The sequence below is a fragment of the Streptomyces sp. NPDC003011 genome (assembly GCF_053591515.1).
This window is the reverse complement of sequence record NZ_JBSFTY010000080.1, coordinates 12,130-37,103: the sequence shown is the minus strand read 5'-3', so window position 1 is coordinate 37,103 and position 24,974 is coordinate 12,130. Positions and strand designations below refer to the sequence as shown.

At 73.0% G+C, this 24,974-nt stretch carries 16 protein-coding genes and 2 pseudogenes; 13 read left to right on the top strand and 5 right to left on the bottom strand.

Annotated features, from left to right (window positions below; genetic code table 11):
* Window positions 1-248 precede the first annotated feature (248 nt).
* The 8 genes from ACWD0J_RS32190 (at window position 249) to ACWD0J_RS32155 (ending at window position 11,241) form a co-directional block, all read left to right on the top strand.
* Complete coding sequence (locus ACWD0J_RS32190; RefSeq protein ID WP_451499384.1) at window positions 249-1,334, top strand: S-(hydroxymethyl)mycothiol dehydrogenase; 1,086 nt, start codon at window positions 249-251, stop codon at window positions 1,332-1,334.
* Window positions 1,331-1,558, top strand: coding sequence for a hypothetical protein (locus ACWD0J_RS32185; protein WP_451499383.1), 228 nt, complete (start codon window positions 1,331-1,333; stop codon window positions 1,556-1,558). Before ACWD0J_RS32190 ends, ACWD0J_RS32185 begins: the two co-directional genes overlap by 4 nt.
* Before the next feature lie 110 nt (window positions 1,559-1,668).
* Window positions 1,669-4,143 carry a GcvT family protein gene (locus ACWD0J_RS32180; RefSeq protein ID WP_451499382.1) on the top strand — a complete coding sequence of 825 codons (2,475 nt, stop codon included), beginning with the start codon at window positions 1,669-1,671 and terminating at the stop codon, window positions 4,141-4,143.
* Between the two features lie 44 nt (window positions 4,144-4,187).
* Window positions 4,188-5,342 carry an N-methyl-L-tryptophan oxidase gene (solA, locus tag ACWD0J_RS32175; RefSeq protein ID WP_451499381.1) on the top strand — a complete coding sequence of 385 codons (1,155 nt, stop codon included), beginning with the start codon at window positions 4,188-4,190 and terminating at the stop codon, window positions 5,340-5,342.
* Window positions 5,343-5,353: 11 nt separating this feature from the next.
* On the top strand, window positions 5,354-6,529 hold the full coding sequence (locus tag ACWD0J_RS32170) for an aromatic ring-hydroxylating oxygenase subunit alpha (protein WP_451499380.1): 1,176 nt from the start codon (window positions 5,354-5,356) through the stop codon (window positions 6,527-6,529).
* Entirely contained in the window at window positions 6,510-7,976 is a 1,467-nt protein-coding gene (locus ACWD0J_RS32165) for an aldehyde dehydrogenase family protein (protein WP_451499379.1), read from the top strand. Before ACWD0J_RS32170 ends, ACWD0J_RS32165 begins: the two co-directional genes overlap by 20 nt.
* A gap of 129 nt (window positions 7,977-8,105) precedes the next feature.
* Window positions 8,106-9,674, top strand: coding sequence for an APC family permease (locus ACWD0J_RS32160; protein WP_451499378.1), 1,569 nt, complete (start codon window positions 8,106-8,108; stop codon window positions 9,672-9,674).
* A gap of 16 nt (window positions 9,675-9,690) precedes the next feature.
* Complete coding sequence (locus ACWD0J_RS32155; RefSeq protein ID WP_451499377.1) at window positions 9,691-11,241, top strand: GMC family oxidoreductase; 1,551 nt, start codon at window positions 9,691-9,693, stop codon at window positions 11,239-11,241.
* Window positions 11,242-11,316: 75 nt separating this feature from the next.
* On the opposite strand, the gene ACWD0J_RS32150 is transcribed toward ACWD0J_RS32155, so the two are convergent.
* The 4 genes from ACWD0J_RS32150 to ACWD0J_RS32135 all read right to left on the bottom strand — a co-directional run bounded on the left by ACWD0J_RS32150 (window position 11,317) and on the right by ACWD0J_RS32135 (window position 19,284).
* Window positions 11,317-15,936 (bottom strand): hypothetical protein, encoded by a 4,620-nt coding sequence (locus ACWD0J_RS32150; RefSeq protein ID WP_451499376.1) that lies wholly within the window; start codon window positions 15,934-15,936, stop codon window positions 11,317-11,319.
* Window positions 15,937-15,973: 37 nt separating this feature from the next.
* Window positions 15,974-16,864, bottom strand: coding sequence for a hypothetical protein (locus ACWD0J_RS32145; protein ID WP_451499375.1), 891 nt, complete (start codon window positions 16,862-16,864; stop codon window positions 15,974-15,976).
* Between the two features lie 103 nt (window positions 16,865-16,967).
* A complete protein-coding gene (locus tag ACWD0J_RS32140; RefSeq protein WP_451499374.1) occupies window positions 16,968-18,497 on the bottom strand; it encodes a hypothetical protein in 1,530 nt (509 codons plus the stop codon).
* Window positions 18,498-18,588: 91 nt separating this feature from the next.
* Window positions 18,589-19,284: a GntR family transcriptional regulator gene (locus tag ACWD0J_RS32135; RefSeq protein ID WP_451499373.1), complete on the bottom strand. Its 696-nt coding sequence runs from the start codon at window positions 19,282-19,284 to the stop codon at window positions 18,589-18,591.
* A gap of 173 nt (window positions 19,285-19,457) precedes the next feature.
* Between ACWD0J_RS32135 and ACWD0J_RS32130 the strand changes: the two genes are divergently transcribed.
* From ACWD0J_RS32130 to ACWD0J_RS32110, 5 genes and pseudogenes are all read left to right on the top strand, one after another.
* Entirely contained in the window at window positions 19,458-20,759 is a 1,302-nt protein-coding gene (locus ACWD0J_RS32130) for an MFS transporter (protein ID WP_451499372.1), read from the top strand.
* Window positions 20,756-21,601 (top strand): putative hydro-lyase, encoded by an 846-nt coding sequence (locus ACWD0J_RS32125; protein WP_451499371.1) that lies wholly within the window; start codon window positions 20,756-20,758, stop codon window positions 21,599-21,601. Before ACWD0J_RS32130 ends, ACWD0J_RS32125 begins: the two co-directional genes overlap by 4 nt.
* 35 nt (window positions 21,602-21,636) lie before the next feature.
* Window positions 21,637-22,395, top strand: coding sequence for a LamB/YcsF family protein (locus tag ACWD0J_RS32120; RefSeq protein WP_451499370.1), 759 nt, complete (start codon window positions 21,637-21,639; stop codon window positions 22,393-22,395).
* Window positions 22,396-22,403: 8 nt separating this feature from the next.
* A pseudogene (gene pxpB, locus ACWD0J_RS32115) lies at window positions 22,404-23,009 on the top strand (5-oxoprolinase subunit PxpB); the annotation flags it as partial.
* 221 nt (window positions 23,010-23,230) lie between these two features.
* On the top strand, window positions 23,231-24,100 hold the full coding sequence (locus ACWD0J_RS32110) for a 5-oxoprolinase subunit C family protein (protein WP_451499369.1): 870 nt from the start codon (window positions 23,231-23,233) through the stop codon (window positions 24,098-24,100).
* A 24-nt stretch (window positions 24,101-24,124) separates the two neighbouring features.
* Here the strand turns inward: ACWD0J_RS32110 and ACWD0J_RS32105 are convergent.
* A pseudogene (locus tag ACWD0J_RS32105) lies at window positions 24,125-24,974 on the bottom strand (SGNH/GDSL hydrolase family protein); the annotation flags it as partial.

Genomic DNA, 24,974 nt, shown 5'->3' with positions numbered 1-24,974 from the left:
GACCGCCTCGGGGCCCCGGCGCGGGTCCAGGGCCTCCTCCGGCGTGATCGGGCGGTCGAGCAGCGGCAGACCGGCCCGGTGGCGGGAATTCCCGGTCCCGCGCCGCTGTGTGTCCGGCAGGTTTCACCCCGCCCGTTCCTTTTGCCAAGGGTTAACCCGCGCCTCTTGACGGCCGCTTGTCGGCGTTCCCACTATGTTCCTCATCGCGCAACCCATAGTGCATTGCGCAACAGCAGAGGAGCTTGGTCGTGCCCCACGAGGTCCGTGCCGTAGTCGCTGTGAAGAAGGGCGCACCCGTCGAGGTGCAGACGATCGTCGTCCCCGACCCTGGTCCCGGAGAGGTGCTCGTCGCCGTGCAGGCGTGCGGGGTCTGCCACACGGACCTGCACTACCGCGAGGGCGCGATCAACGACGACTTCCCGTTCCTGCTCGGCCATGAGGCGGCCGGCACCGTCGAAGCGGTCGGTGAGGGCGTCACCGGCCTGGGGCCCGGCGACTACGTGGTGCTGGCGTGGCGCGCTCCCTGCGGTTCCTGCCGTTCCTGTCGCCGGGGCCGTCCCTGGTACTGCTTCGACTCCCGCAACGCGGCACAGCCGATGACCCTGCTGGACGGCACCCAGCTCAGCAACGCCCTCGGCATCGGCGCCTTCGCCGAGAAGACCCTGGTCGCGGCGGGCCAGGCGGTGAAGATCGACCCGGCCGCCCGCCCGGAGGCCGCGGGTCTGATCGGCTGCGGGGTGATGGCCGGCTACGGGGCCGCGGTCAACACCGGCCAAGTCGGCCGCGGCGACTCGGTCGCCGTCATCGGATGCGGCGGCGTCGGCAACGCGGCCATCGCGGGCGCCTGCCTCAACGGTGCCATGAAAGTCATCGCGGTCGACATCGACGACAGCAAGCTCGACCAGGCGGAGAGGTTCGGCGCCACACACACCGTCAACTCCCGTGGCACGGACCCGGTCGAGGCGGTCCGCGCCCTCACCGACGGCCACGGCGTGGACATCGCGATCGACGCGGTGGGCCGCCCGGAGACCTTCAAGCAGGCCTTCTACATGCGCGACCACGCGGGCCTGCTGGTCCAGGTCGGTGTGCCCTCCCCCGAGATGAAGGTCGAGCTCCCGCTGATCGACGTGTTCTCGCGCGGCGGCGCCATCAAGCCGTCCTGGTACGGCGACTGCCTGCCCAGCCGCGACTTCCCGTTCCTGATCGACCAGTATCTGTACGGACTGCTGGACCTGAACGCCTTCGTCACCGAGACCATCGCGCTCGACCAGGTCGAGGAGGCCTTCGCCACGATGCACCGGGGCGAGGTGCTCCGCTCGGTGGTGGTCCTGTGAGCGACCGGAGCCACGCCGTACGCGTCGACGGAACCGTCACGCACGCCCACGACGACCCTGTCGACGCGGCGGCCGAACTCTCCGTCCTGACCGGGGCGCCGGTCCTGCTCCACGCCGACGGCCTCGGACTGTGGTCGCACACCCACGGCGAGCGGCCCAGCCCGCTCGCCGTACATCGACCCAGCGTGCCGACCGCCGAGCGTCCCCGGGTGTCCGCCGCATAGCGCCCCCCCGCGCCCACCGCGCAGCGGCCCCACGCCCCGCCGCACCCACGACCTCCACCTCCCCCTGCCATCCCCGTCATCCCGTCCTCCCCGCCACCGCAAGGAGGGGCATGTCCAGCACGCCCGCAACGGGTTCCACGCCCGAGAACCACCCGCGCTCCCCCCGCGTGGTCGTCGTCGGCGCCGGCATCGTCGGCTGTTCGCTGGCCGACGAGCTGACCGCCCGCGGCTGGACCGACGTCACCGTCCTGGAACAGGGCCCGCTGCCCGCCCCCGGCGGCTCCACCTCGCACGCGCCCGGCCTGGTCTTCCGGACCAGCCCGTCCAAGACGCTCACCGAGTTCGCCACGTACACGGTCGAGAAGTTCCTCTCCCTCGAAGTGGACGGCGTCCCCTGCTTCCACCAGGTCGGCGGCCTGGAGCTCGCCACCACTCCCGAGCGCCTCGCCGAACTGCACCGCAGGGCCGGTCACGCCGCCGCCTGGGGTGTCCGCGGCGAGGTCGTCAGCGCCGCCCGCTGCAAGGAACTCTGGCCGCTCCTGGACGAGTCGGTGGTCCTCGGCGGCTTCCACACCCCCGACGACGGCCTGGCCCGCGCCCTGCTCGCCGCCCGCGCGCAGCGAGAACGGGCCACCGCCAGGGGCGCCCGCTTCCTGGCGCGCCACACGGTCACCGGGATCGAGCAGGAGGACGGCAAGGTCACCGCCGTGGTCACCGACCAGGGCGGCTTCCCCGCCGACCACGTCGTCTCGGCCGCCGGTTTCTGGGGCCCGGTCATCGGCCGGATGGCGGGGATCGACGTACCGCTGCAACCGCTCGCCCACCAGTACGCGCGGACCAGGCCCCTCCCCGAACTCCAGGGGCACGCGGTGGAGGCCTCCCGGCCCATCCTCCGCTTCCAGGACCGGGACCTGTACTTCCGCGAGCACACCGACCGCATCGGCATCGGCAGCTACGCCCACCAGCCGATGCCCGTCGACCCGTTCGCGGTGCTGCCCTACGACGAGGCCCGCGCCCGGAACCTGGACATGCCGTCCTCCCTCCCCTTCACCGAGGAGGACTGGGGCCCGAGCTGGGACGACTGCCGCCGGCTGATCCCGGCCCTGCGGGACGCCGAGATCGAGGAGGGCTTCAACGGCGTCTTCTCCTTCACCCCGGACGGCATGCCGGTCCTCGGCGAGTCGCGGCAGCTGCGCGGCTTCTGGCTGGCCGAGGCCGTGTGGGTCACCCACTCCGCCGGCGCCGCCAAGGCCGTCGCCGAGTGGATGGTCGACGGGCGGCCCTCCCTGGACGTGCACGAGTGCGACCTCACGCGCTTCGAGGACGCGCAGCGTTCACCGGCGTACATCCGTGAACGCGGTGCACAGCAGTTCGTCGAGGTGTACGACGTGCTGCATCCGCTCCAGCCGATGGAGCGGCCGCGTCCCCTGCGCGTGAGCCCCTTCTACGCCCGCCAGCAGCAGCTCGGCGCGTACTTCCTGGAAGGCGGCGGCTGGGAGCGCCCGCACTGGTACGAGGCGAACGCCCCGCTCGCCGACGCCCTCGGCCCGCTCCCCGAACGCGACGCCTGGTCGGCCCGCCACTGGTCCCCCGTCGTCGCCGCCGAGGCGAGGGCGACCCGCGAGAAGGTCGCCCTCTACGACATGACCCCGCTGCGGCGCCTGGAGGTCACCGGTCCCGGAGCGCTCGGCTTCCTGGACCGCATGACCACCAACAACCTCCGCAAGAAGCCCGGCGCGGTGACCTACACGCTGCTCCTCGACGAGACCGGCGGCATCCGCTCCGACCTCACCGTCGCCCGTCTCGCCCCCGACCGCTTCCAGGTCGGCGCCAACTCCCCCGCCGACCTCGACCGGCTCGCCCGGTACGCCCCGGACGACGTCCACATCAGGGACATCACCTCCGGCACCTGCTGCGTCGGCGTGTGGGGCCCGCTGGCCCGCGACCTCGTCCAGCCGCTGACCCGCGACGACTTCTCGCACGAGGCCTTCGGCTACTTCCGCGCGAAGGAGACGTACCTGGGCCACGTCCCGGTCACGGCCCTGCGCCTGAGTTACGTCGGCGAGCTCGGCTGGGAGCTGTACACCACCGCCGACCTGGGCCTGCGCCTGTGGGACACGCTGTGGGAGGCCGGCCGGGAACTCGGTGTGATCGCGGCCGGCCGCTCGGCCTTCAACTCCCTGCGCCTGGAGAAGGGCTACCGGGCCTGGGGCACCGACATGACCGACGAGCACACCCCGTACGAGGCGGGCGTCGGCTTCGCGGTCCGCAGGGACAAGGAGTTCGTGGGGCGCGAGGCACTCACCGACACGCCCCCCACCCGCAGGCTCACGCCCCTCCTCCTCGACGACCCCGCCGCCGTGGTCCTCGGCAAGGAGCCGGTCCACGTCGACGGCGCCCCCGCCGGCTACGTGACCAGCGCCGCGTACGGCTACACGCTCGGCCGCTGCGTCGCGTACGCCTGGCTGCCGGCCGGACTCGCCGCCGGCACCGGCGTGCACATCGAGTACTTCGGCGAGAAGGTCCCGGCGACGGTCGCCGAAGAGCCGCTCTTCGACCCGGGGATGACCCGCATCCGCCGTTGACGCCGGCCTGACACGCGCGGCTGACCACTCTCAGGAGGCACGCAATGTCCCCCACCCACGACGTGATCGTCATCGGTCTCGGCGGCATGGGCAGCGCCGCCGCCCACCACCTGTCCGCGCGCGGCGCCCGCGTGCTCGGCCTGGAGAAGTTCGGTCCCGTGCACAACCGGGGCTCCAGCCACGGCGGTTCGCGGATCACCCGGCAGTCCTACTTCGAGGACCCGGCCTACGTCCCGCTGCTGCTGCGCGCCTACGAACTGTACGAGGACCTGGAGCGGGCCACCGGCCGCCAGATCGCGATCCTCCCCGGCGGCGTGATGGTCGGCCGCCCCGGCTCGCGGACCGTCTCCGGCTCGCTGCTCTCCGCCCGCCAGTGGGACCTGCCGCACGAGATGCTGGACGCGAAGGAGATCCGCCGCCGCTTCCCCACGCTCACGCCCAGGGACGACGAGGTGGCGCTGTTCGAGAAGAAGGCCGGGCTGCTGCGACCGGAGAACACCGTCGCCGCGCATCTCCAGCTCGCCACCCGGCAGGGCGCCGACCTGCACTTCGAAGAGCCGATGACCCGCTGGGAGCCGTACCGGGACGGCGTCCGCGTCCACACGGCCGAGGACACCTACACCGCCGCCCAGCTGGTGATCTGCCCGGGCGCGTGGGCGCCGCGGCTGCTCACCGACCTCGGGGTGCCGTTCACCATCGAGCGGCAGGTCATGTACTGGTTCCAGCCCAGGCACGGCGTCGAGCCCTTCCTCCCGGAGAACCACCCGGTCTACATCTGGGAGGACGCGGCCGGCGTCCAGGTCTACGGCTTCCCGTCCATCGACGGCCCCGGCCTCGGCGCCAAGGTCGCCTTCTTCCGCAAGGGGCAGGTCACCACCCCGGAGACCATCGACCGCACGGTCCACGCGGACGAGATCCAGGCGATGGCCGACCACCTGGCCGGCTGCGTCCCGGATCTGCCCGGCACCTTCCTCAAGGCCGCGACCTGCATGTACTCCACCACCCCGGACGAGCACTTCGTCATCGCCCGCCACCCGGCCCACCCCGACGCGGTCACCGTGGCCTGCGGGTTCTCCGGGCACGGCTTCAAGTTCGTGCCCGTCGTCGGCGAGATCCTCGCCGACCTCGCCCTGACCGGCAGCACCGCGCACCCCATCGGCCTGTTCGACCCCGCCCGCCTCGCCGCCGCGCCCGCCTGAGGAGCACGCCCGTGACGACGACCCCCGCCCCCGAGAGCCGGCTCTCCACGGCCCGGCAGATCTCCCCCAGCCTGATCGCCACCCTCCCCGGGCACTACTACACCGACCCGGAGATCTTCCGGCGGGAGCAGCAGCACCTGTTCGAGTCGATGTGGTTCTGCGCGGTCCGCGGCGCCGACCTCGCGAAGCCCGGCGCGTTCCGCACGGTCCAGGTCGGCCGCGAGAACGTCCTCATCACCCGCACCCGCACCGGTGCGCTCCGTGCCTACCTGAACGTCTGCCGGCACCGCGGGGCCCGCCTGTGCAAGGAGGAGGCCGGTGAGATCCGCCGCACCCTCCAGTGCCCGTATCACGCCTGGACGTACGACCTCGACGGCAGGTTGATCGCCGCGCCCAACTTGATCAAGATGCCGGACGTCGACCGGGTCGCGTACGGACTGATCAAGGTGTCCCTGCGCGAATGGCTCGGCTACGCCTGGGTGTGCCTCGCCGACGAGCCGCCGTCCTTCGAGGACACGGTCATGCACGCGGCCGTCGAGCGGCTCGGCGACGTGGCCGCCATCGACCACTACGGGACCCAGGACCTCGCGCTCGGCAAGAGGATCGTCTACGACGTGAAGGCGAACTGGAAGCTGATCGTCGAGAACTTCATGGAGTGCTACCACTGCGCGACGATCCACCCCGAGCTCACCGACGTGCTCCCGGAGTTCGCCGACGGCTACGCGGCCCAGTACTACGTGGGCCACGGCGCTGAGTTCGGCGAGGAGGTCAGGGGCTTCACGGTCGACGGCAGTGAGGGCTTCGCCAGACTGCCCGCGGTCTCCGAGGACCAGGACCGCCGCTACTACGCCATCACGGTGAAGCCGACGGTGTTCATCAACCTCGTACCGGACCATGTGATCCTGCACCGCATGTTCCCGCTGGCCGAGGACCGCACGGTCGTGGAGTGCGACTGGCTGTACGCGCCGGAGGTGGTGGAGTCCGGGGCGGATGTGACGAAGTCGGTGGAGCTGTTCCACCGGGTCAACGAGCAGGACTTCGAGGCCTGCGAACGGACGCAGCCGGCGATGGCGTCGCGGGCCTACCGCAAGGGTGGTGTGCTGGTCCCCAACGAGCACCACATCGGGATCTTCCACGAGTGGCTCGTGAACCTGCTGGGAGGCAGCCATGCCGGACCTGTTCATTGACGGCGCGTGGCGGAGTGCGGTCGACGAGCGCACCCGTGAGATCCGCTGTCCCGCCGACGGTTCCCTGGTGGGGGTCGTCGACGAGGCGGGCGGGAAAGACACGGTGGAGGCGATCGGCGCCGCCCGCCGGGCCTTCGACACGGGCCCGTGGCCCCGGACCTCGCCGGACGAGCGCGGTGACCTGCTGGTGCGGGTCGCCGGCCTGCTGATCCGGGACAAGGACGCGCTGGCCCGCGCGGAGTCCCTGGACACGGGGAAGCGGCTCGTCGAGAGCGCGTACGACATCGACGACATCGCGAACTGCTTCCGCTACTTCGGGCGGCTGGTGGCGAGCGAGACCGGGCGGGTCGTCGACTCCGGGACGGAGGGGGTCGACAGCCGGGTCGTCCACGAACCGGCCGGCGTCTGCGCGCTGATCACCCCGTGGAACTATCCGCTGCTCCAGACGGCCTGGAAGGTCGCCCCGGCGCTCGCGGCGGGCAACACCTTCGTCCTCAAGCCGAGCGAGCTGACCCCGCACACCGCGATCCACCTGATGCGGCTGCTGGTGGAGGCCGGGCTCCCGCCGGGCGTCGCCAACCTGGTCCTCGGTGCCGGCCCGGAGGCGGGCGCCCCGCTGGCCGACCACCCGGACGTCGACCTCGTCTCCTTCACCGGCGGACTGCAGACCGGGCGTGGCCTCATGGCCGCCGCGGCCGGGACCGTGAAGAAGGTCGCGCTCGAACTCGGCGGCAAGAATCCGAACATCGTCTTCGCCGACGCTGACTTCGAGGCGGCCGTCGACATGGCGCTGACCGCCGTGTTCCTGCACTCCGGGCAGGTCTGCTCGGCGGGCGCCCGCCTGCTGGTGGAGGAGTCCCTGCACGACCGGTTCGTCGAGGAGCTCGTCCGCCGGGCCCGGCTGATCCGCCTCGGCGGACCGTTCGACGAGCGGGCCCAGGCCGGAGCCCTGATCTCGGCGGCCCATCGCGCGAAGATCGAGGCGTACGTCGCCAAGGGCCTGGAGGAGGGGGCGGTGCTGCGGTGCGGCGGCGAGCGCCCCTCGGGACCCGGTCTCGACGAGGGCTTCTACTACCTGCCCACCGTGCTGGACGAGTGCTCCGCGGGGATGTCGGTGGTCCAGGACGAGTCCTTCGGCCCGGTGCTCACCGTGGAGCGTTTCACCAGCGAGGACGAGGTGGTACGGCTCGCCAACGACACCGTCTACGGTCTGGCCGGTGCCGTGTGGACGAGCGACGAGGCCAGGGCGGCCCGGGTCGCGGGCCGGCTGCGGCTCGGCACGGTGTGGATCAACGACTACCACCCCTATGTGCCGCAGGCGGAGTGGGGCGGCTTCAAGCAGTCCGGCTTCGGGCGCGAGCTCGGACCGGCCGGACTCGCCGAGTACCGCGAGACGAAGCACATCTGGCGCAACACGGCCCCGGCGCCGCAGGGGTGGTTCTCCTGAAACCCCTGGGTAGAACCCACCCGTAACAGGGTGCACATCATCCCCGGGTACAACCACCCTCACCGAACCGCGGCACCCGCGCCGAGCCGCCGCTCCCTCCCTTCCTCCGGCCCACCAGGAAGTCCGCTCATGACGACGACCGAGCAACCACCGTCCGGACCACACGGCAATGACGACACCGAACTCGCCGAGTTCGGCTACAGACCCGAACTCAAGCGCACCCTCGGCAACTTCCACACCTTCGCCGCCGGCATCAGCTACATCTCGATCCTGACCGGCACCTTCCAGCTGTTCTACTTCGGCTACGGCAGCGGCGGCCCCGCCTACTGGTGGTCCTGGCCGATGGTCTTCGCCGGCCAGTTCATGGTCGCCCTGTGCTTCGCGGAACTGGCCGCCCGTTACCCCGTCGCCGGCTCGGTCTACAACTGGTCGAAGAAGATCGGCAATCCGCATCTGGGCTGGCTGGCCGGCTGGATGATGCTGATCGCGTCGATCGTGTCGATCGCGGCGGTGGCGCTCGCCTACCAGCTCACGCTTCCGCAGATCTCCAGCTTCTTCCAGTTCGTCGGGGACGGCACCGGCACGTACGACGTGGCGACCAACGCGGTGGTCCTCGCGACGGTGCTGATCCTGTTCACGACCCTGGTGAACGCCTTCGGTGTGAAGCTGATGGCCACCATCAACAGCACGGGCGTGCTCATCGAGCTGATAGCCACGGTCGTCCTGATCGTGCTGTTCGCCGTCCACATCACCCGGGGACCGCAGGTGGTGACCGAGACGGCGGGCACCGGGGCCGGGCACCAGGCGGGCTACCTGGGCGCGTTCCTCGTGGCGTCACTGGCGTCGGCGTACGTCATGTACGGCTTCGACACGGCCGCCTCGCTCGGCGAGGAGTCCCTCGACCCGTCCCGCAACGCGCCGCGCGCCATCCTCCGCGCCATCGTCGCCTCGTTCGTCCTGGGCGGCCTGATCCTGCTGCTCGCGCTGATGAGCGTCTCCAGCCTGAAGGGCGACAAGCTGTCCACGGACGGTCTGCAGTACATCGTGCTCGACGTGCTCGGCTCCACCGCCGGCAAGGCGATGCTGTGGTGCGTGCTGATCGCGGTCACCGTGTGCGCGCTGGCCGTCCACACGGCGGCGATCCGCCTCACCTTCGCGATGGCCCGGGACAACAACCTGCCCGCGTCCTCCAGGCTGGCCAAGGTCAGCCCGCGCTTCCAGACCCCGGTGCTGCCCGCGGTGATCATCGGTGTGCTGGCCGTGGCGATCCTCGTCGTCAACATCCGCCAGCCGCAGATCTTCACCGTCGTCACCAGCATCGGCATCATCATGATCTACCTCGCCTACCTCGGCGTCACCGGGCCGATGCTGGTGGCCCGGCTGCGCGGCACCTGGCAGCCCGCGGGCGACGGCAAGTTCTCGCTGGGCCGCTGGGGGCTGCTCGTCAACATCGTCGCCGTGGTGTGGGGCACGGCCATGACGATCAACCTGATCTGGCCGCGGGCCGAGGTCTACAACGCGGCCGCCCCCTTCCACTGGTACCTGCGCTGGGGCGCGGTGCTGTTCGTCGCGGTCATCATGGGCGGCGGCTTCGCCTACTACTGGTTCGTCCAGCGGCACCGCACCGGCGTGCTCTCCGAGCACCAGCTGCGGCCCGCGGCCGCCACGACTCCCCTCGCCGCCCCGACGGCGGACTGAAGGAGGTCCACCACCCATGAGCACCGATGAGTTCGACTACGTGGTGGTCGGCGGCGGCACCGCGGGCAATGTGGTGGCGGCCCGCCTGTCCCAGGACCCGGCCGTCACGGTGTGCGTGCTGGAGGCCGGCCCGAGCGACGTCGGCGACGACGACGTCCTGAAACTGGAACGCTGGATGGGCCTGCTGGAGTCCGGCTACGACTGGGACTACCCGGTCGAGCCGCAGGCCAGCGGCAACAGCTTCATGCGCCACGCGCGAGCCAGGGTGCTGGGCGGCTGTTCGTCGCACAACTCCTGCATCGCCTTCTGGGCCCCCGCCGAGGACCTCGACGACTGGGCCGGGGCGGGCTGTACGGGCTGGAGCGCGGCGGACCTCTTCCCGCTCTACCGGCGGCTGGAGAACAACGACGCGCCCGGCGACCACCACGGCCGCACCGGCCCGGTGAAGCTGCGCACGCTCAAGAGCGACGACCCGTGCGGCACCGCCCTGCTGGAGGCGTGCGCCCAGGCCGGCATCCCGACGACGCCCTTCAACACGGGCTCGACGGTGGTGCGGGGCGCCAACTGGTTCCAGATCAACTCCGACGAGAACAACATCCGCCAGTCGTCGTCCGTGGCGTACCTCCACCCGGTCCTGGGCAAGCGGCCCAACCTGGAGGTGCGTACGGGGGTGCGGGCCAAGAAGCTCGTGCTCGACGGCTTGCGGTGCGTGGGCGCCGAGTACCTGGACCCGGACCTGATCCACACGCGGACGGTACGGGCCCGGCGCGAGGTGATCGTGTCCTGCGGCGCGATCGACACCCCGAAGCTGCTGATGCTGTCCGGCATCGGACCGGCCGGACATCTGCGCGAGGTCGGCGTGGAGGTCGTGGTGGACTCGGCGGGCGTGGGCGAGAACCTCCAGGACCACCCCGAGGGCGTCATCATGTGGGAGGCCGCCCGGCCCATGACCACCACGTCCAGCCAGTGGTGGGAGGCGGGCGTCTTCTACGACACCGAACCGGGCCTGGACCGGCCCGACCTGATGTTCCACTACGGGTCGGTGCCGTTCGACATGAACACCGCGCGCTGGGGCTACCCCACGTCCGAGAACGCGTTCTGCCTCACGCCGAACGTGACACGGGCGAGGTCGCGGGGGACGGTCCGGCTGCGCACCCGCGACTACCGGGACAAGCCCAGGGTCGATCCGCGCTACTTCACGCACGAGCACGACGTGCGGGTCATGACGTACGGGCTCAGGCTCGCCCGCCGGATCGCCGCGCAGCCCGCGCTGAGCGGCTGGGCGGGCGCGGAACTGGCGCCCGGTCCGGACGTCCGGACCGACGACGAGCTGCTCGACTACATCCACAAGACCCACAACACCGTCTACCACCCGTCGTGCACCGTGAAGATGGGCGCGGACGGCGATCCCTCGGCCCCGCTCGACGCGCGGCTGCGGGTCAAGGGGATCGGGGGTCTGCGGGTCGCGGACGGCTCGGTGATGCCGGATCTCGTGACCGTCAACCCGTGCATCACGACGATGATGATCGGCGAGAAGTGCGCCGACCTCCTGAAGGAGGACGCGTAGACAAGCGCCCCGTCAGGGGCGCGGGGAACTGCGCGACGAGCCGCGACGGTCCCGCGGTTCCCCGACCACCGTCAGCTACGGGGTACTCGGCGCCGGGCGCTTGAACATCCGCGTCGCGGTGATCTCGCTGTGCCCGGCCTCCCCGGCGGGAGCCTCACGCGGCAGTCCCGGCCGCAGGTGTTCCTCCACCCTGATGTACTTCAGCCCGGCCCGCAGGTCTGCGTCGTTGCGCAACCGGATGACCAGCGGGAACTCGGCGAGCGCGGTCGTGTCGAACAGGCCGGTGGTGTAGAGGAGCTGGACACCGAGCGCGTCGGAGACGGCCCGCTGGAGTTCCAGCAGGTAGGTCGCGTTGGCCCGGCCGATCGGGTTGTCGAGGAACAGCGTGCCGGCGTGGCGGTGTCTGTCGCGGCCCCGGTCGTTCGACCGCAGCGCGGCCATCGTGCAGTACAGGGCGATGGCCGCGGTGAGCAGCTGGCCGCCGGAGAACACGTCGCCCATCTGCCCGACGGGGACGCGTTCGGCGCGCAGCACGGCGTCCGGTTTGAGGATCTCGACGGCGACGCCCTTGGGCTGGAGCGCGGCGGCGACTCCGCGCAGCAGCAGGGACATGCCGTCGCGCCGCAGGTCCGAGTTCTTCTTGACGGCCGCGCGGGTCGCCTCGTCGACGACCTCGCCGAGCCGTTCGGTGAGCGTGGCCTGGTCCGGCTCCTCGAAGCGGATGCGCAGGAACTCCTGCCCGGACCACTCGCCGAGGCCCTCCGGCAGCCGGGACAGCCGCTGGGCGGACCTGAGTGTGGCGAGCGCCGACTCGACGAGCCCTCTGAGCCGGTCCACGATCGAGTCCCGGTTGCGCTCCAGCTGCGCCAGCTCGTCGGTGAGGACGCGCAGTCGGGGCGCGAACGCGTCGGCCCACTTCTGGGCGTGCTCGGGCAGCGCGGACGCGGGCAGTTCCCGGATCTGCTGCCGGGCGGGGGTGCGGACCTGCTCGTAGCGCGTGGAGTTGGCGTGCCGGACCAGGACGTCGCTCGCCTCCCGTACGGCGGCCTCGGCGGACGACAGGTCGGCGGCGCAGCCGCGCAGGGACCGGCGGGCCTCGGCGGCCGACTGCCGTGCCTCCTCCAGGCTGCCCGGGTACGGCTCGGGCTCCTCGTGCTCCTCCTCGGTGGTGTGTTCCCGCAGCAGGTCGCGGAGCATGGCGGCGATCTCGTCGAAGCCGCCGGCCGCGTCCTCGGCGGCGCGGTGCGCGTCGAGCAGTTCGGTGTGGGCCTCCCGGGCCTGGCGCAACGCCTCGGTCCGCGAGGCGAGTTCGTGGGTCGCCGTGCGCAGCAGCGCCTGCGCGTGCTCGGCGTCGCGCGGCTGCTGCTCCTCGGGCAGGTCGGTGTGCGTCTCGCCGTCCTCGGGCGCGTGCCGCTCGGCCTCGCCGCGCAGGCGTCCGAGCTGTTCGCTCGCGCTGGACATCCGGGTCTCCAGGAGCTGCACCAGCTCCTCGGCGCGGGCCACGGCGGCCTGCCGGGAGGGCCCGTCGGAGCCGTCCGGCGACTGGAGCAGCTGCTCCGCGCGGGTGCGGACCTTGTTGCTCAGCCGGTCCAGGTCGGCCCGCGCGGCGCTCTCGTCGCTCTCCGCCCGGGCCTGCTCGGCGCGCAGGTCGGCGTCGACGCCGACCTTCTCGTACAGCTGGGAGGCGGCCCGGTAGGCCTCCCGCAGGGCGGGCAGGGACGCCTTCGGGCCGTCCGCGTCGCTCTCCGGCACGTCGTCGGGGGCGCCGGCGATCTCGGAGCGCTCGGCGCGCAGGGCCCGGGCGGTGCGGCGGGCGTCGTCGGCGGCGCGCTGGGCGGCACGCCGGTCCTCGCCGGCGGCCCGGGCCCGCTCCAGGCAGGCCTGGGCGCGGGCCTCCGACTCGGCCGCCTCGTCGGCGAGTTCGCGCAGCTTGACCTGCCAGCCGGCCCGCTCGCGCAGCCGGAAGGCGAGCCCGGCGAGCGCGTCGGCGGCGCGCCGGGCCTTCTGGGCGCTCTCCTGCCGTTCGTCGCGGACCTGGGCGGCCTCGTCGGCGGCCTCGTCGGCCTCGGCCCGCACGGTCCGCGCCTCGGTGAGCTCGGCCTCGGCCTCCTCGGCGAACACCCGGGTGTCCCGGGCGGCCCGGGCCAGCTCGACGAGCCGTCCGGCCGGGCAGCCGGTGCGCCAGGAGGCGAGCCGTGCCGACAGCTCCCGGTCCTTGCCGAGCCGTGCCGCGAGGGTGCGGATCTCCTCGTCCCGCTCGGTGGCCCGCGCGCGCAGCGCCTGCCGCTCCTCGTCGGCGGCGTGCTCGTCGTGCATGGCGGGGTTCGGCGGGACGAGGAACACGTCGCCGTGGTCCGCGCCGGGCGCCGGAGTGGGGGCGAGCAGGGCGGCGGCGGTCCCGACCGCCACGGCGGACCGGGGCAGCAGCGCGGCGTCGCTCAGTGCCTCGCGGGCACGCGCGTGGGTGGCCGGGTCGGTGATGATCACGCCGTCGACCAGCTCCGGGCGGGCGGCCAGCACGCGCGCGTGGTCGACGGGGTCGACGGCCTGGGCGAGGTAGCGCCAGCCGGGCAGCGCGGGGATGCCCTGCTCGCCGAGGAACTCCACGGTGGCCAGGACGTCCGGGCCGGGCGGCAGCAGCCCGCCGTCACCGAGCGCGCCGAGGATCCGGGAGTCGTCGGCGGCGGCGGTGCGCAGTTCGAAGAGGTGCCGCTCGGCGGAGGAGACCGCGTCGTCGAGGAGTTCGCGCAGCTCGTCGGCGAAGCGGTCCAGGTCCTCGGGCGTGAGACCCTCCGCTCCGCTGTCGTCGGTGTCCTGGCGGGGCTGTGGGACCGCCGGGCGTGCTCCGCCGCCGGTCAGGCTCAGCAGCTCCGCCAGCCGCTCCTCCCGGGCCAGCGCCTCGGCGAGGCCCCGCTCGGCCGCGTAGGACCGTTCCGCCGCCGTGGCCGCGTCCTCCGCGCGGGCCGCTGTCAGCTCCGCGCGGGATTCGGCCGCGGCGGCCTCACGCGCGTGCTCGGTGGCCCGGCGCGACGCCTCCCGCGCGGTGTCCCAGGCCGCGACCGCGGTCTTCTCGGCGTCGCTGGCGGCGAGGGCCGCGCGTGCCGGGTCGGCGTCGGGCGCGCTGTCGTCGAGCCAGCCCGCGCGTACCGCCTCGGCGGTCTCCTGCTCGACCTCGGCCAGACGCTGCCGCAGATGCCCGATCTCGCTGCGGGCGCGCTGTGCCTCGGTGGCGGCGGAGGTGGAGTCGCGGTACGCGGTCTCGCTGACCTCCTGGAGGGCGGCGGACCGCTCCTCCTCCTCGTTGGCGAGGGTCTCGGCGCTCTCCGCCGCCGTGTGCAGGGCCCGTACGAGGTCGACGGCGGCCTTGGCGCGGGCGGCGAGGGCGGGGGCCGCGTCCCGCTCGGCCTCCTGGATCGCGGCGGCCACGCGGGCGGCCCGGTCGGCGGCGGCCCGATGGCGCAGCACCTGCTCGGCGGCCTGCCAGGCGGCGTGCAGGGTGCGCGCGTCGGCGAGTTCGCGCTTCTGCGCGGCGGCCGACTTCTCGGCGGCGGCGAGCGCCAGTGAGGCGTGCCGGTAGGCGAGTTCGGCGGCGACCAGCGCGGTGCGCTCCCGGCCGGACTCGGCGTGCGTGACCGCGGACGCGGCGCCGGTGACCCGCTGGGCGAGGTCGGCGGCCCGCACCCGCTCCTGGGCGCCGCGCGCGGTCAGCCGGCGGGCCAGGGTCCTGGTGCGGCGCTCGGCCGCGGTGTGGATGTCCCGCGCGCGGGAGCGGGCCTCGGCCGCCTCGACGATCCGCCCGAGCAGGTCGACGGACCCGGCGGTGAAGTCCCGTTCGGCGATCAGCTCGGCGCGCCGCCCCAGCTTGTTGCCGAAACCGCTGACCAGGTCGGCGAGCCCGTCGGTGTCCCTCGTGTCGGTCACCGCGCGCAGCAGGAGGTCGGTGAAGTCGGAGTCCTTCTTCACCGCGAACAGGCCGGCGGCCTCGCCCTCGTCGGCGTTCATCTCGCGCTGGTAGCGGAAGAGTTCGGGGTCCAGGCCGAGGTCGCCGAGGTGCTCGATCCACCGGTCGTGGATCTCCTCCCAGTGCACCTCCAGATGCGGATACGCCTTGCCCGCCTCGGTGAGGGCGTCCCGGAAGCCCTTCATGGTCCGGCGGCGGCCCTGCGCGCCCGACTGCCCCTCGACCGAGGCCCGTACGGCGGTGGACTCGGCGACGGGCAGGCTGTCGAGGCTGAGACCGGGGCCGGGCCGGAAGGAGTACCAGGCCTCGGCGAACTTGCGCGGGTCGTTGGAGACCTGGCGCCCGCGCCACTCGCTGACCTTGCCGACGACGACGCACTCGCCGGTCAGCACGTGCTGCCACTCCAGGGCCACGTGGCCGCAGTCGTCCGCGAGCAGGAACTTGCGCAGCACGCCGGAGCTGGCGCCGCCGAGGGTGTTGCGGTGCCCCGGCAGCATCACCGAGAAGATCAGCTTGAGCAGGACGGACTTGCCGCCGCCGTTCTCCAGGAACAGCACCCCGGCGGGCGCCGGCCGGCGCGGCGGGCCGACGGGCTCCTCCTCGAAGAACTCCGCCTGGGTGGGCGCGGGGTCGGGCACGGGCTCGCCCACACCGCGCAGGTCGAGCACGGTGTCGGCGTAGCGCGCACCGGCGGGCCCGATGGAGTAGAGGCGGACGCGGGACAGCTCGTACATGGCGGACTCTCGTAAGTCTTCGGCAGGTCGGGGAGGTTCAGGACTGGGCGGGCGCGTGGAACGGCAACCCGGCGTCGGCCACCAGGTCCAGGTCGTCGGTGTCCTCGGGCGGCAGCAGGGTCGGCGTGCCGTCGGTGACCGGGACCACGCCCAGTTCCAGGAGCTCGGCCATCGCGGCACTGCCCGCCATGTCCCGTACCTGGAGCTGGTAGCGGGCGGTGGTCCGGTACGTGCCGCCGTTGTCGTCGCCGGTCCGTTGCAGGAACCCGGAGTCGGTGAGGAAGGCGACGGCCTTGCCGACGATGCCGGTGGTCGAACCGGCGAGCCGGCGCGCGTCCTTGGTGGCGCCGGCCGAGCTGCGTCTGGCCCAGATCCGCCAGGCGGCCTCCAGTCCGGGCGCGTCGGTGGCCGGGTCGGTGTTCTCGCCCAGTTCCTCGGCCCGCTCCTCCAGACGGCGGCAGGCCTGCCGTACGAAGGCGTCGACGCCGTTGACCGAGACGCGCCCGATGTACCCGTCGTCGGCGAGGTCCTCGGGCCGCGGGTACGCCATGGCGGCGACCGCGAGGTGTGCCAGTCCGTGCAGGAACCGGTCCCCGGCGTCGGCGGCCGTCCGGCGCGCGTAGTCGCCCATGCGCACGGCGAACACCGAGTCCTCGGCGGCGGTGACGGCCATCCCCGCGCGCGGGGACACCTCCAGCACGACCAGCCCGAGCCCGGCGGCCACGGCATCGGCGAGCCGCGCGAACGGCGGGTCCTCGCGGTAGCGCCGCAGCAACTCGGTGTACTCCTGGTCCCGCGCGGGCTGCAGCTTGGGCTGCAGCCCGAACGCGACGAGCCGCGCCGCGTCGGCGGCGTCGGCGGGGGTGACGGGGGCGGTCGCCGAAGCGGTGGGCGTCTCCGTGTCACTCCACTCGGCGTGCTCGCTCACGACTGCAACTCCTCGTACTGGAAAGCGAAGGGCCGGGTGACCCGCCCAGGGGCGCGGGGAACTGCGCGGCCAGCCACACTCGGCCCGCAGTCGGCGAAGGACATCACGCCGCATCCTTCCGGTCCGCCGCCATCCCCGCCGAATCCAACAGCGCCGTGCCCACGATCAGATCGGCCCCGCCGAACTCGGGATCGTCCAGCTCCGCCCCGTCGTCCACGGCGAACAACAGCTTCTCCTCGCCCTGCCGATACGCCGTACCGACCGGCGGGCTGGCGGCGTGCACGGCCAACAAGGCCACCAGGTACGCCAGATCGGGGTCGCCGGTCCGCCGAGCCTCCCCGAGCAGCCCCGACAGCCGGCGCGGCGCGTCCGCCGGAAGATCCAGCAGCTCCATGGCGGCGGCCAGCTGCTCCTCGCTGAACCGGCTGTCGTCCGGCGTCGCGATGAGATCGGGCTCCGGCATCTCCGCGCCCAGATGCTCCCGCTCCACCGGCGGCGTCAGCAGTATCCCGACGAGGTCGCCCACCCGCACCGACACCGGTGTACGCAGCCCCGTCCCGCGTGCGAAGAACGCGTCCGTGACGCGGACCGCCTGCTCCAGGGCCAGCGGCAGGACGGGCGCGACCAGCTGCCCGTACAGGTCGATCCCCGAGGTCGTCATGGGTGTGGCGAAGGCCTGCCGGTCCTGTTCGGCGCGGAAGAGCGGGCCCGCCTCCAGCAGCCGGGCCTGGAGCTGGGTGTGGCGCCGGATGCAGTCCTTGACGATGTCCACCAGCTCGGCGGCGCGGCGCTTGTGCTCCGGGTCCTCGGACTCGTCGCGCGCCTTGCGGATGTTCGTGAGGATCGCGTTCTCGTGGCGGTAGCGGTCGGCCACGTGGTCGAGGGCCTCGGCGATCATGTCGGGCACGGTGGTGAGCCAGTCCACCGCCCGCACGTTGCGCCGGGTGGCGTCCAGTGCGCGCCGCAGGGTCTCCGAGTACTGGACCGTGCGGTAGCGGGCCTGCTCGGCGGCCAGTTGGGCGTCGGCGAGGCGGCCCCGGCTGATCAGCACCTCCAGCTTGACCTCGGCGGCGATCTGCGCGCTGGTGACATCGGTGTCGAGGGCGCCGACCAGGACGTTGACCGCCTCGTCCGTGGTGCGCAGGTAGACACTGCCGCCGGGGCCGGGCACCTCCTCGATCAGCTTGAAGTCGTAGTCGCGGCGGACGTAGGTGCCGTCCTGCGTGAAGGTGCCGTACACCGCCCGGAAGCCGCGGTCGACGCTGCCGACGTTGATCAGGTTCTCCAGGACCCAGCGGGCCACGCGCTCGTGTTCGGCGACGGGCCGCTGCGGGGCCTGGGCGGCGATGCGGGGAATGAGCCGGGCGACCACCTGGTCGTGGTCGGCGCCCGTGTCGAAGTCCATGTTCAGGGTGACCAGGTCGATGGCCGAGAGGGCCACCTCCGCCATGCCGTACACCGAGTACTCGCCGGCGAGGTTGGCCTTGCGGGCGTCGAGGTCGTGCAGCGGCGCGGTGCAGGCGAGCGCGCGCAGCCGCCGCGCCAGTCCCTCGTCGGCGGCCGGGCCCGGTGCGGGGCGCGGCCCCGCGCTGAGCTGGGGCGGAACACGGTCCGTCGATGCAGGCGAAGTCACGGTGCACAGACTAGGTCCTCGGTCTGACAACGACCCAAACGACGCAGAAGCCACCCGGCGTCACGGCGGTCACACCGGGGCGGCGGACCTGCTAACCCTCGTCGCCGACCCGCCGCCGGTACACCTCGACCACGCGTTCCAGCGAGTCGTGGAGGTACACCGCGAGCAGTTTCTCGGCCTCGCGCCTGTCCCCCGCCCGCAGCGCCTCGAAGATCTGCTGGTTGCGCGCGAGGTAGGGCTCGTGCAGCCGACGGGGCTCGTCCACCACGTGGAAGGCGAGGCGCAGCTCGGCGAAGACGCTGCGCATCAGCTCGCTGGTGCGGTCGCTCCCGGCGAGCGCGACCAGTTCCCGGTGGAAGTGGATGTTGGCCGTGCCCAGCTCTTTCCAGTCACCTTCACGCGCCGCCCGCTGCCCCTGCGCCACGGCCTCCCCCAGGCCGTCCAGGTCGTACGGCGGCTCACCGAGGCCCCGGACGACCGCGCACTCGACGAGGGCGCGGGTGCGGTAGATGTCCTCGACGTCCTCGACGGTCAGCACCCGGACGAAGACGCCCCGGTTCAGTTCGTGGACGAGCAGGCGTTCGTGCGTGAGCAGCCGGAACGCCTCGCGGAGCGTGTTGCGGGAGACGCCGAGCGCGCCGCCGATGCTGTCCTCCGACAGCCGGGTGCCCGGCGGGAAGTATCCGTCGGCGATACGGCTCCTGAGGATGTCCGAGACCCGTTCCGCGGTACTGGTCCGGCCCAGGAGGGCGCGGTCGCCGGCCAGTCCCGTCAGCTGCTCTGCCATGCCCGGAATTCAATCGCAGATACAAGAACGAAACAACAGGGGTATTGAGGGATCGTTCAACGATCCTCTACCTTGCTACGAACGGCGTCGCCCCGCTCGCGACGGCGCCACCCGCTTCCGCACGGCACGGCTCACTTCTCACGCACCCTCCGTCCTCTTTCTGCGAGGTGCCCATGAGCACGACCCCTCCCTCTCCGGCCCCGCCCGCCGGCACGCGGCCCACAGCACCCGAACACCCCTCCGACGGCGGGGCGCTGGGCTGGCTGCGGGCGCTCGGTCCGCGCGGCCGGCGCGCCTTCGCCGGTGCTTTCGGCGGCTATGCCCTGGACTCGTACGACTACTTCACGCTGCCGCTGAGCATGGTCGCGCTGGCCGCGTACTTCGGTCTGGACAGCGGTCAGACCGGCCTGTTGACCACCGTCACCCTCGTGGTCTCCGCGATCGGCGGCGCCCTCGCGGGGGTCGTCGCGGACCGGATCGGCCGGGTCAGGGCGCTGATGATCACGGTGATCACCTACGCGGTCTTCACCGTCGCCTGCGGTTTCGCGCCCAACTACGAGACGCTGCTGGTCTTCCGCGCCCTCCAGGGCCTCGGTTTCGGCGGCGAGTGGGCGGTCGGCGCGATCCTGGTCGCCGAGTACGCGAGCGCCAGGCACCGGGGCCGCACGCTCGGCGCGATCCAGAGTTCCTGGGCCGTGGGCTGGGCGCTCGCCGCGATCATGTACACGCTGGTGTTCTCGCTCCTCGGCGACGACCTGGCCTGGCGCGTGATGTTCTGGACCGGCGCGCTGCCCGCGCTGCTCGTCGTGTGGATGCGGCGCCGGGTGCAGGACGCGCCGGAGGCGGTCGCGGTACGCGAGAAGACCAAGGGGAAGGGCTCGTTCACCGCGATCTTCAAGCCCGGCCTGTTGCGCACCACGGTGTTCGCCGTGCTGCTGTCCACCGGCGTCCAGGGCGGCTACTACACGCTGGCCACCTGGGTGCCGACGTATCTGAAGACCGAGCGCGGTCTGTCGGTCGTCAACACCGGCGGCTATCTGACGTTCCTGATCTCCGGCGCCTTCCTCGGCTACCTCACCGGCGGCTACCTCACCGACCGGCTCGGTCGGCGGCGCAACATATGGCTCTTCGCCCTGCTGTCGGCGCTCTGCATCGTGGCGTACGGCAACATCCCGAGCGGCGCCGACACCCTGCTGCTGATCCTCGGGTTCCCGCTCGGGTTCTGCATGTCGGCGATCTTCAGCGGCTTCGGGTCCTACCTGAGCGAGCTGTACCCGACGGCGGTGCGCGGCACCGGGCAGGGCTTCACGTACAACACCGGCCGTGCCGTGGGCGCCGTCTTCCCCACGACGGTGGGCTTCCTGGCCGACAGCTGGGGAGTGGGCGGCGCGCTGGTCTTCGGCGCGATCGGGTACGGCATCGCGGCCCTGGCGCTGCTGGGACTGCCGGAGACGCGCGGAAAGGAACTCACGTGAACCGCACGGAAGGACAGCCCGTGGCCGCGACGGACGACCGCCCCCTGATCCTCGTCGACGAGCACGCGCGCGCGTGGAGCCCGCTCGAGGCCCGGACCCGCTTCCGGGCGGGCCTGACGGGCCCCACCGCCGGGGTGGCCCGGGGCCACACCCAGGTCAACCTCATCTCGGTGCCCGCCGACTGGGCGTACGACATGCTGCTGTTCTGCCAGCGCAACCCCAAGCCGTGCCCGGTGCTCGACGTCACGGACGCCGGCTCCTGGACCACCGTGCTCGCGGACGGCGCCGATCTGCGCACCGACCTGCCGCGCTACCGGGTGTGGCAGGACGGTGAGCTGGTGGACGAGCCGACGGACGTGCGCGCGCACTGGCGTGGCGACCTGGTGTCGTTCCTCATCGGGTGCAGCTTCACCTTCGAGTGGGCGCTGTCGGGCGCGGGCGTCCCGATCCGCCACGTCGAACAGGGCCGCAACGTCCCGATGTACGTGACCTCGCGCGCGTGCCGTCCGGCGGGACGCCTGCACGGGCCCCTGGTGGTGTCCATGCGCCCGGTGCCGCCGGAGCACCTGGCGGCCGCGATCAGGGAGAGCAGTCTGCTCCCGGCGGTGCACGGCAGCCCCGTGCACTGCGGTGACCCCTCGGGGCTGGGCATCGACGACCTCGGCCGCCCCGACTTCGGCGAGCCGGTGGACGCCGAGCCGGACGACATCCCCGTGTTCTGGGCCTGCGGTGTGACCCCGCAGGCGGCGGTGACGGCCTCGCGCCCGCCCTTCGCCATCACCCACGCACCGGGCCAGATGCTCCTGACCGACGCCCGCGACGAGCAGTACCGCGTGGCCTGACAATAGAGACGACGACAAGGAGGCTCGGACACTCCATGACCTCGATCGATCTGAACGCCGACCTCGGCGAGGGCTTCGGCCGCTGGCACCTGACCGACGACGAGCAGCTGCTGACCGTCGTCACCAGCGCCAACGTGGCCTGCGGCTTCCACGCCGGGGACCCGGCCACCATGCGGCGGGTGTGCGCGCTGGCGGCCGAGCGCGGGGTACGGATCGGCGCGCAGGTCTCCTACCGGGACCTGGCGGGGTTCGGACGGCGCGCGATGGACGTGCCGCCCGCCGAACTGGCCGCCGAGGTGGCGTACCAGATCGGCGCCCTTGAGGTGTTCGCGCGGGCGGCGGGCTCGCGCGTGTCGTACGTCAAGCCGCACGGCGCGCTCTACAACCGGGTCGTGCACGACGGGGAACAGGCCCGCGCGGTCGTGGCGGGCGTCCTCCTCGCGGACGCCGCCCTGCCCGTCCTCGGGCTGCCCGGCTCGCGCCTGCTGGAGCTGGCCGCCGAGGCGGGCCTGCCGCCCGTCCCGGAGGCGTTCGCGGACCGCGCGTACACCGACGAGGGCACACTCGTGGCACGCGGCCTGGACGGCGCGGTGGTGACCGACCCGGAGACCGTCGTGGAACGGTCGGTGGGGCTGGCCCGCCTCGGCGAGGTCACCTCGCTCTCCGGGACGCGGATCGAGGTACGCGCGCGTTCCCTGTGCCTGCACGGGGACACGCCCGGCGCGGTGGACCTGGCCCGCCGGGTCCGGCAGCGGCTGGAGACCTCGGGCGTCCGGGTGGAGGCCTTCGTATGAGCGCCCGTATGAGGGCCCTGCCCGTCGGTGACGACGCCCTGCTCCTGGAGGTGGCCTCGGGCGAGGAGGCGCAGGCGCTGCACGCGGAGCTGGTACGGCGGCGCGCGGCGGGCCTGCTCACCGTCCGCGAGATCGTCCCGGCGGCCCGGACGGTCCTCCTGGACGGTTTGGACGCCCCGGACCGCCTGGCATCCGAACTGACCGCCTCCGAGCTGTCGAGCACTCCCCCGCGCGACCAGCCCGTCGTGGAGATCCCCGTACGTTACGACGGCCCCGACCTGGCCGACGTCGCCGCGCACTGGGGGGTCCCGGAGGAGCAGGTGGCGCGCCTCCACGCGGGCACCGAGTTCCGGGTCGCCTTCTGCGGGTTCGCCCCCGGCTTCGGCTACCTCACCGGACTGCCCGAGCGCTACGACGTCCCCCGCCGGTCCACTCCGCGCACGGCCGTCCCGGCCGGCTCGGTGGGTCTGGCGGGCCCGTACACGGGCGTGTACCCGCGCTCGTCCCCGGGCGGATGGCAGCTGATCGGCACCACGGACACCGTGCTGTGGGACCACGCGCGCGTGCCGGCCGCGCTCCTCTCCCCGGGCACCCGCGTGCGCTTCGTCCCGGTGGGCCCGGCGAACGGGACGGGGCCCATGGAACCGGCGGGCGAGGGGGACCTCACGGACACGGGGACGGCGCGAACGGCCAAGACGAGCAAGACGGCCAAGACGGCCGGTGCGGCCGAACCGGCGAGACCGGCAGGACCGGCGGAGACCGCCGACCTCACCAGCGCACCCATCGCACCCAGCGCGGCGAACCGCGCGGAACCGGCCGGCCCGGTGAGGCCGGTATGACCGATCGCGCGCTCGCCGTCGTCCGCGCCGGGGCCCTCACGACCGTCCAGGACCAGGGCCGTCCCGGGCACGCCCACCTCGGTGTGCCGCGCTCCGGTGCGCTGGACGGGCCGACGGCGGCGCTCGCCAACCGGCTGGTCGGCAACCGCCCCGAGGCCGCCGTCCTGGAGACCACGCTCGACGGCTGTGCGGTACGGCCCCGCTCGACGGTCACCGTCGCCGTGGCGGGCGCCCCCTGCCCGGTCACGCTGGACGGACGTCCGGTCGCCTGGGGCGCACCGGTGCGCGTGCCCGCCGGTGCGCTCCTGGACGTCGGAGCGGCCGTCTGCGGAGTACGCGGCTACCTCGCCGTCTCCGGGGGCATCGCCGTCGAGCCGGTCCTCGGCAGCCGTTCCACGGACCTCCTGTCGGGTCTCGGCCCGCCCCCGCTCACGGACGGCTCGGTCCTGCCCCTCGGCACCCCGGGGCAGGTCCACGCGCGCGTGGACGTCGCCCCGCAGCCCGCGCCCCCGGCCGAACTCGTGCTGCGGGTGACCCTGGGCCCCCGTGACGACTGGTTCACGCCGGAGGCCGTCCGGGCCTTCGCCTCGCGCACGTACCGGGTGTCCTCCGCGAGCAACCGCATCGGGCTGCGCACCGAGGGACCCGCCCTGGAGCGGACGCTGACCGGCGAACTCCCCAGCGAGGGCATGGTGCTGGGCGCCGTTCAGGTCCCGCCCGACGGCAGACCGGTGGTCTTCCTCGCCGACCACCCGACCACCGGCGGCTACCCGGTGATCGCGGTCGTCCGCGCGGCCGACCTCCCCGCCGCCGCACAGGCGGTACCGGGCACGCCGGTACGGTTCGTGGCCGTCCGCAAGCGCTAGTCCCCAGGCCGCGACCGAGCCGCCGTCCGGCCACCGTCCGGCCACCGTGAGCGCGCTGAACGCGGTGGACGCCGCCGCGGAGGCCCGCAGGCCGAGCCGGGCGCTCGTCCCGCGCGCGGTGCCGCATCTCGTCGACGGCCAGTGTCAGGAGCTGCGGCGCACCAGGCCGGTGCAGCGCCGGGCCACCCGGCCGGTACCGGCGGTGGCCAGCCACCGCAGGCTCGCCGGCGTGATGGGCGTGGGGGACCCCGGCTCGGGCGAGGACTCGGTCCCCGTCGCGTGGCTGTGTTCCGCGAGCAGCCTGGGGAAGCGCAGGGCCGGCCGCCGGTGTCCCCGCTCGCCGCTCGCCGGGTACGGCCGGTTCGCGCTCCCCATGGCCCGGTCGGTGAGCCACGCGCCCTCGCAGACGTGCGGATGCACGGTCCCGTGCCGCTCGGACAGCGCGTGGACGACGGGCGTTGACCGCCCGCTGCCGCCGGGCGAGGGGAGGCGCCAGGGCGCCCGGCAGACCGAGCATCGCACCGGGGCCGGGCAGACAGGCCGTGAGCAGGACGTCGCCCTGCTCGGTGAGCGCCGAGCAGGGGGTGTCCAGGCGCGCGGCCACGGCCTGGACGTTGAAGGTGCAAGCGCACGGTGCCGTTGACGCCGATGACGACCGACGCGATGGCGGGCCGCGGACCAGCGCGGCGGGAAACTGCCATTCCAGCACGTCACGGGTCGGCGACCCGCTCACCGCCAGGTCGGTGAACTCCAGCGTCCCCTCTGCGATCCCGTCGGCGAGCAGCGCGGCCCAGCCGCACCACCCCTCCGCGACGGGATCACCCACGCCCTCGGTGAGCGAGTCCCTCAGCGCCACGAAGCGCAGCGGTCTCAC

Excerpts from the sequence above, each read along its gene's own strand:
- ACWD0J_RS32135 (WP_451499373.1), bottom strand. The coding sequence starts at position 19,284 with ATGGCAGAGCAGCTGACGGGACTGGCCGGCGACCGCGCCCTCCTGGGC.
- solA (WP_451499381.1), top strand. The coding sequence starts at position 4,188 with ATGTCCCCCACCCACGACGTGATCGTCATCGGTCTCGGCGGCATGGGC.
- ACWD0J_RS32160 (WP_451499378.1), top strand. The coding sequence starts at position 8,106 with ATGACGACGACCGAGCAACCACCGTCCGGACCACACGGCAATGACGAC.
- ACWD0J_RS32150 (WP_451499376.1), bottom strand. The coding sequence starts at position 15,936 with ATGTACGAGCTGTCCCGCGTCCGCCTCTACTCCATCGGGCCCGCCGGT.
- ACWD0J_RS32120 (WP_451499370.1), top strand. The coding sequence starts at position 21,637 with ATGACCTCGATCGATCTGAACGCCGACCTCGGCGAGGGCTTCGGCCGC.
- ACWD0J_RS32130 (WP_451499372.1), top strand. The coding sequence starts at position 19,458 with ATGAGCACGACCCCTCCCTCTCCGGCCCCGCCCGCCGGCACGCGGCCC.
- ACWD0J_RS32165 (WP_451499379.1), top strand. The coding sequence starts at position 6,510 with ATGCCGGACCTGTTCATTGACGGCGCGTGGCGGAGTGCGGTCGACGAG.
- ACWD0J_RS32155 (WP_451499377.1), top strand. The coding sequence starts at position 9,691 with ATGAGCACCGATGAGTTCGACTACGTGGTGGTCGGCGGCGGCACCGCG.
- ACWD0J_RS32180 (WP_451499382.1), top strand. The coding sequence starts at position 1,669 with ATGTCCAGCACGCCCGCAACGGGTTCCACGCCCGAGAACCACCCGCGC.
- ACWD0J_RS32110 (WP_451499369.1), top strand. The coding sequence starts at position 23,231 with ATGACCGATCGCGCGCTCGCCGTCGTCCGCGCCGGGGCCCTCACGACC.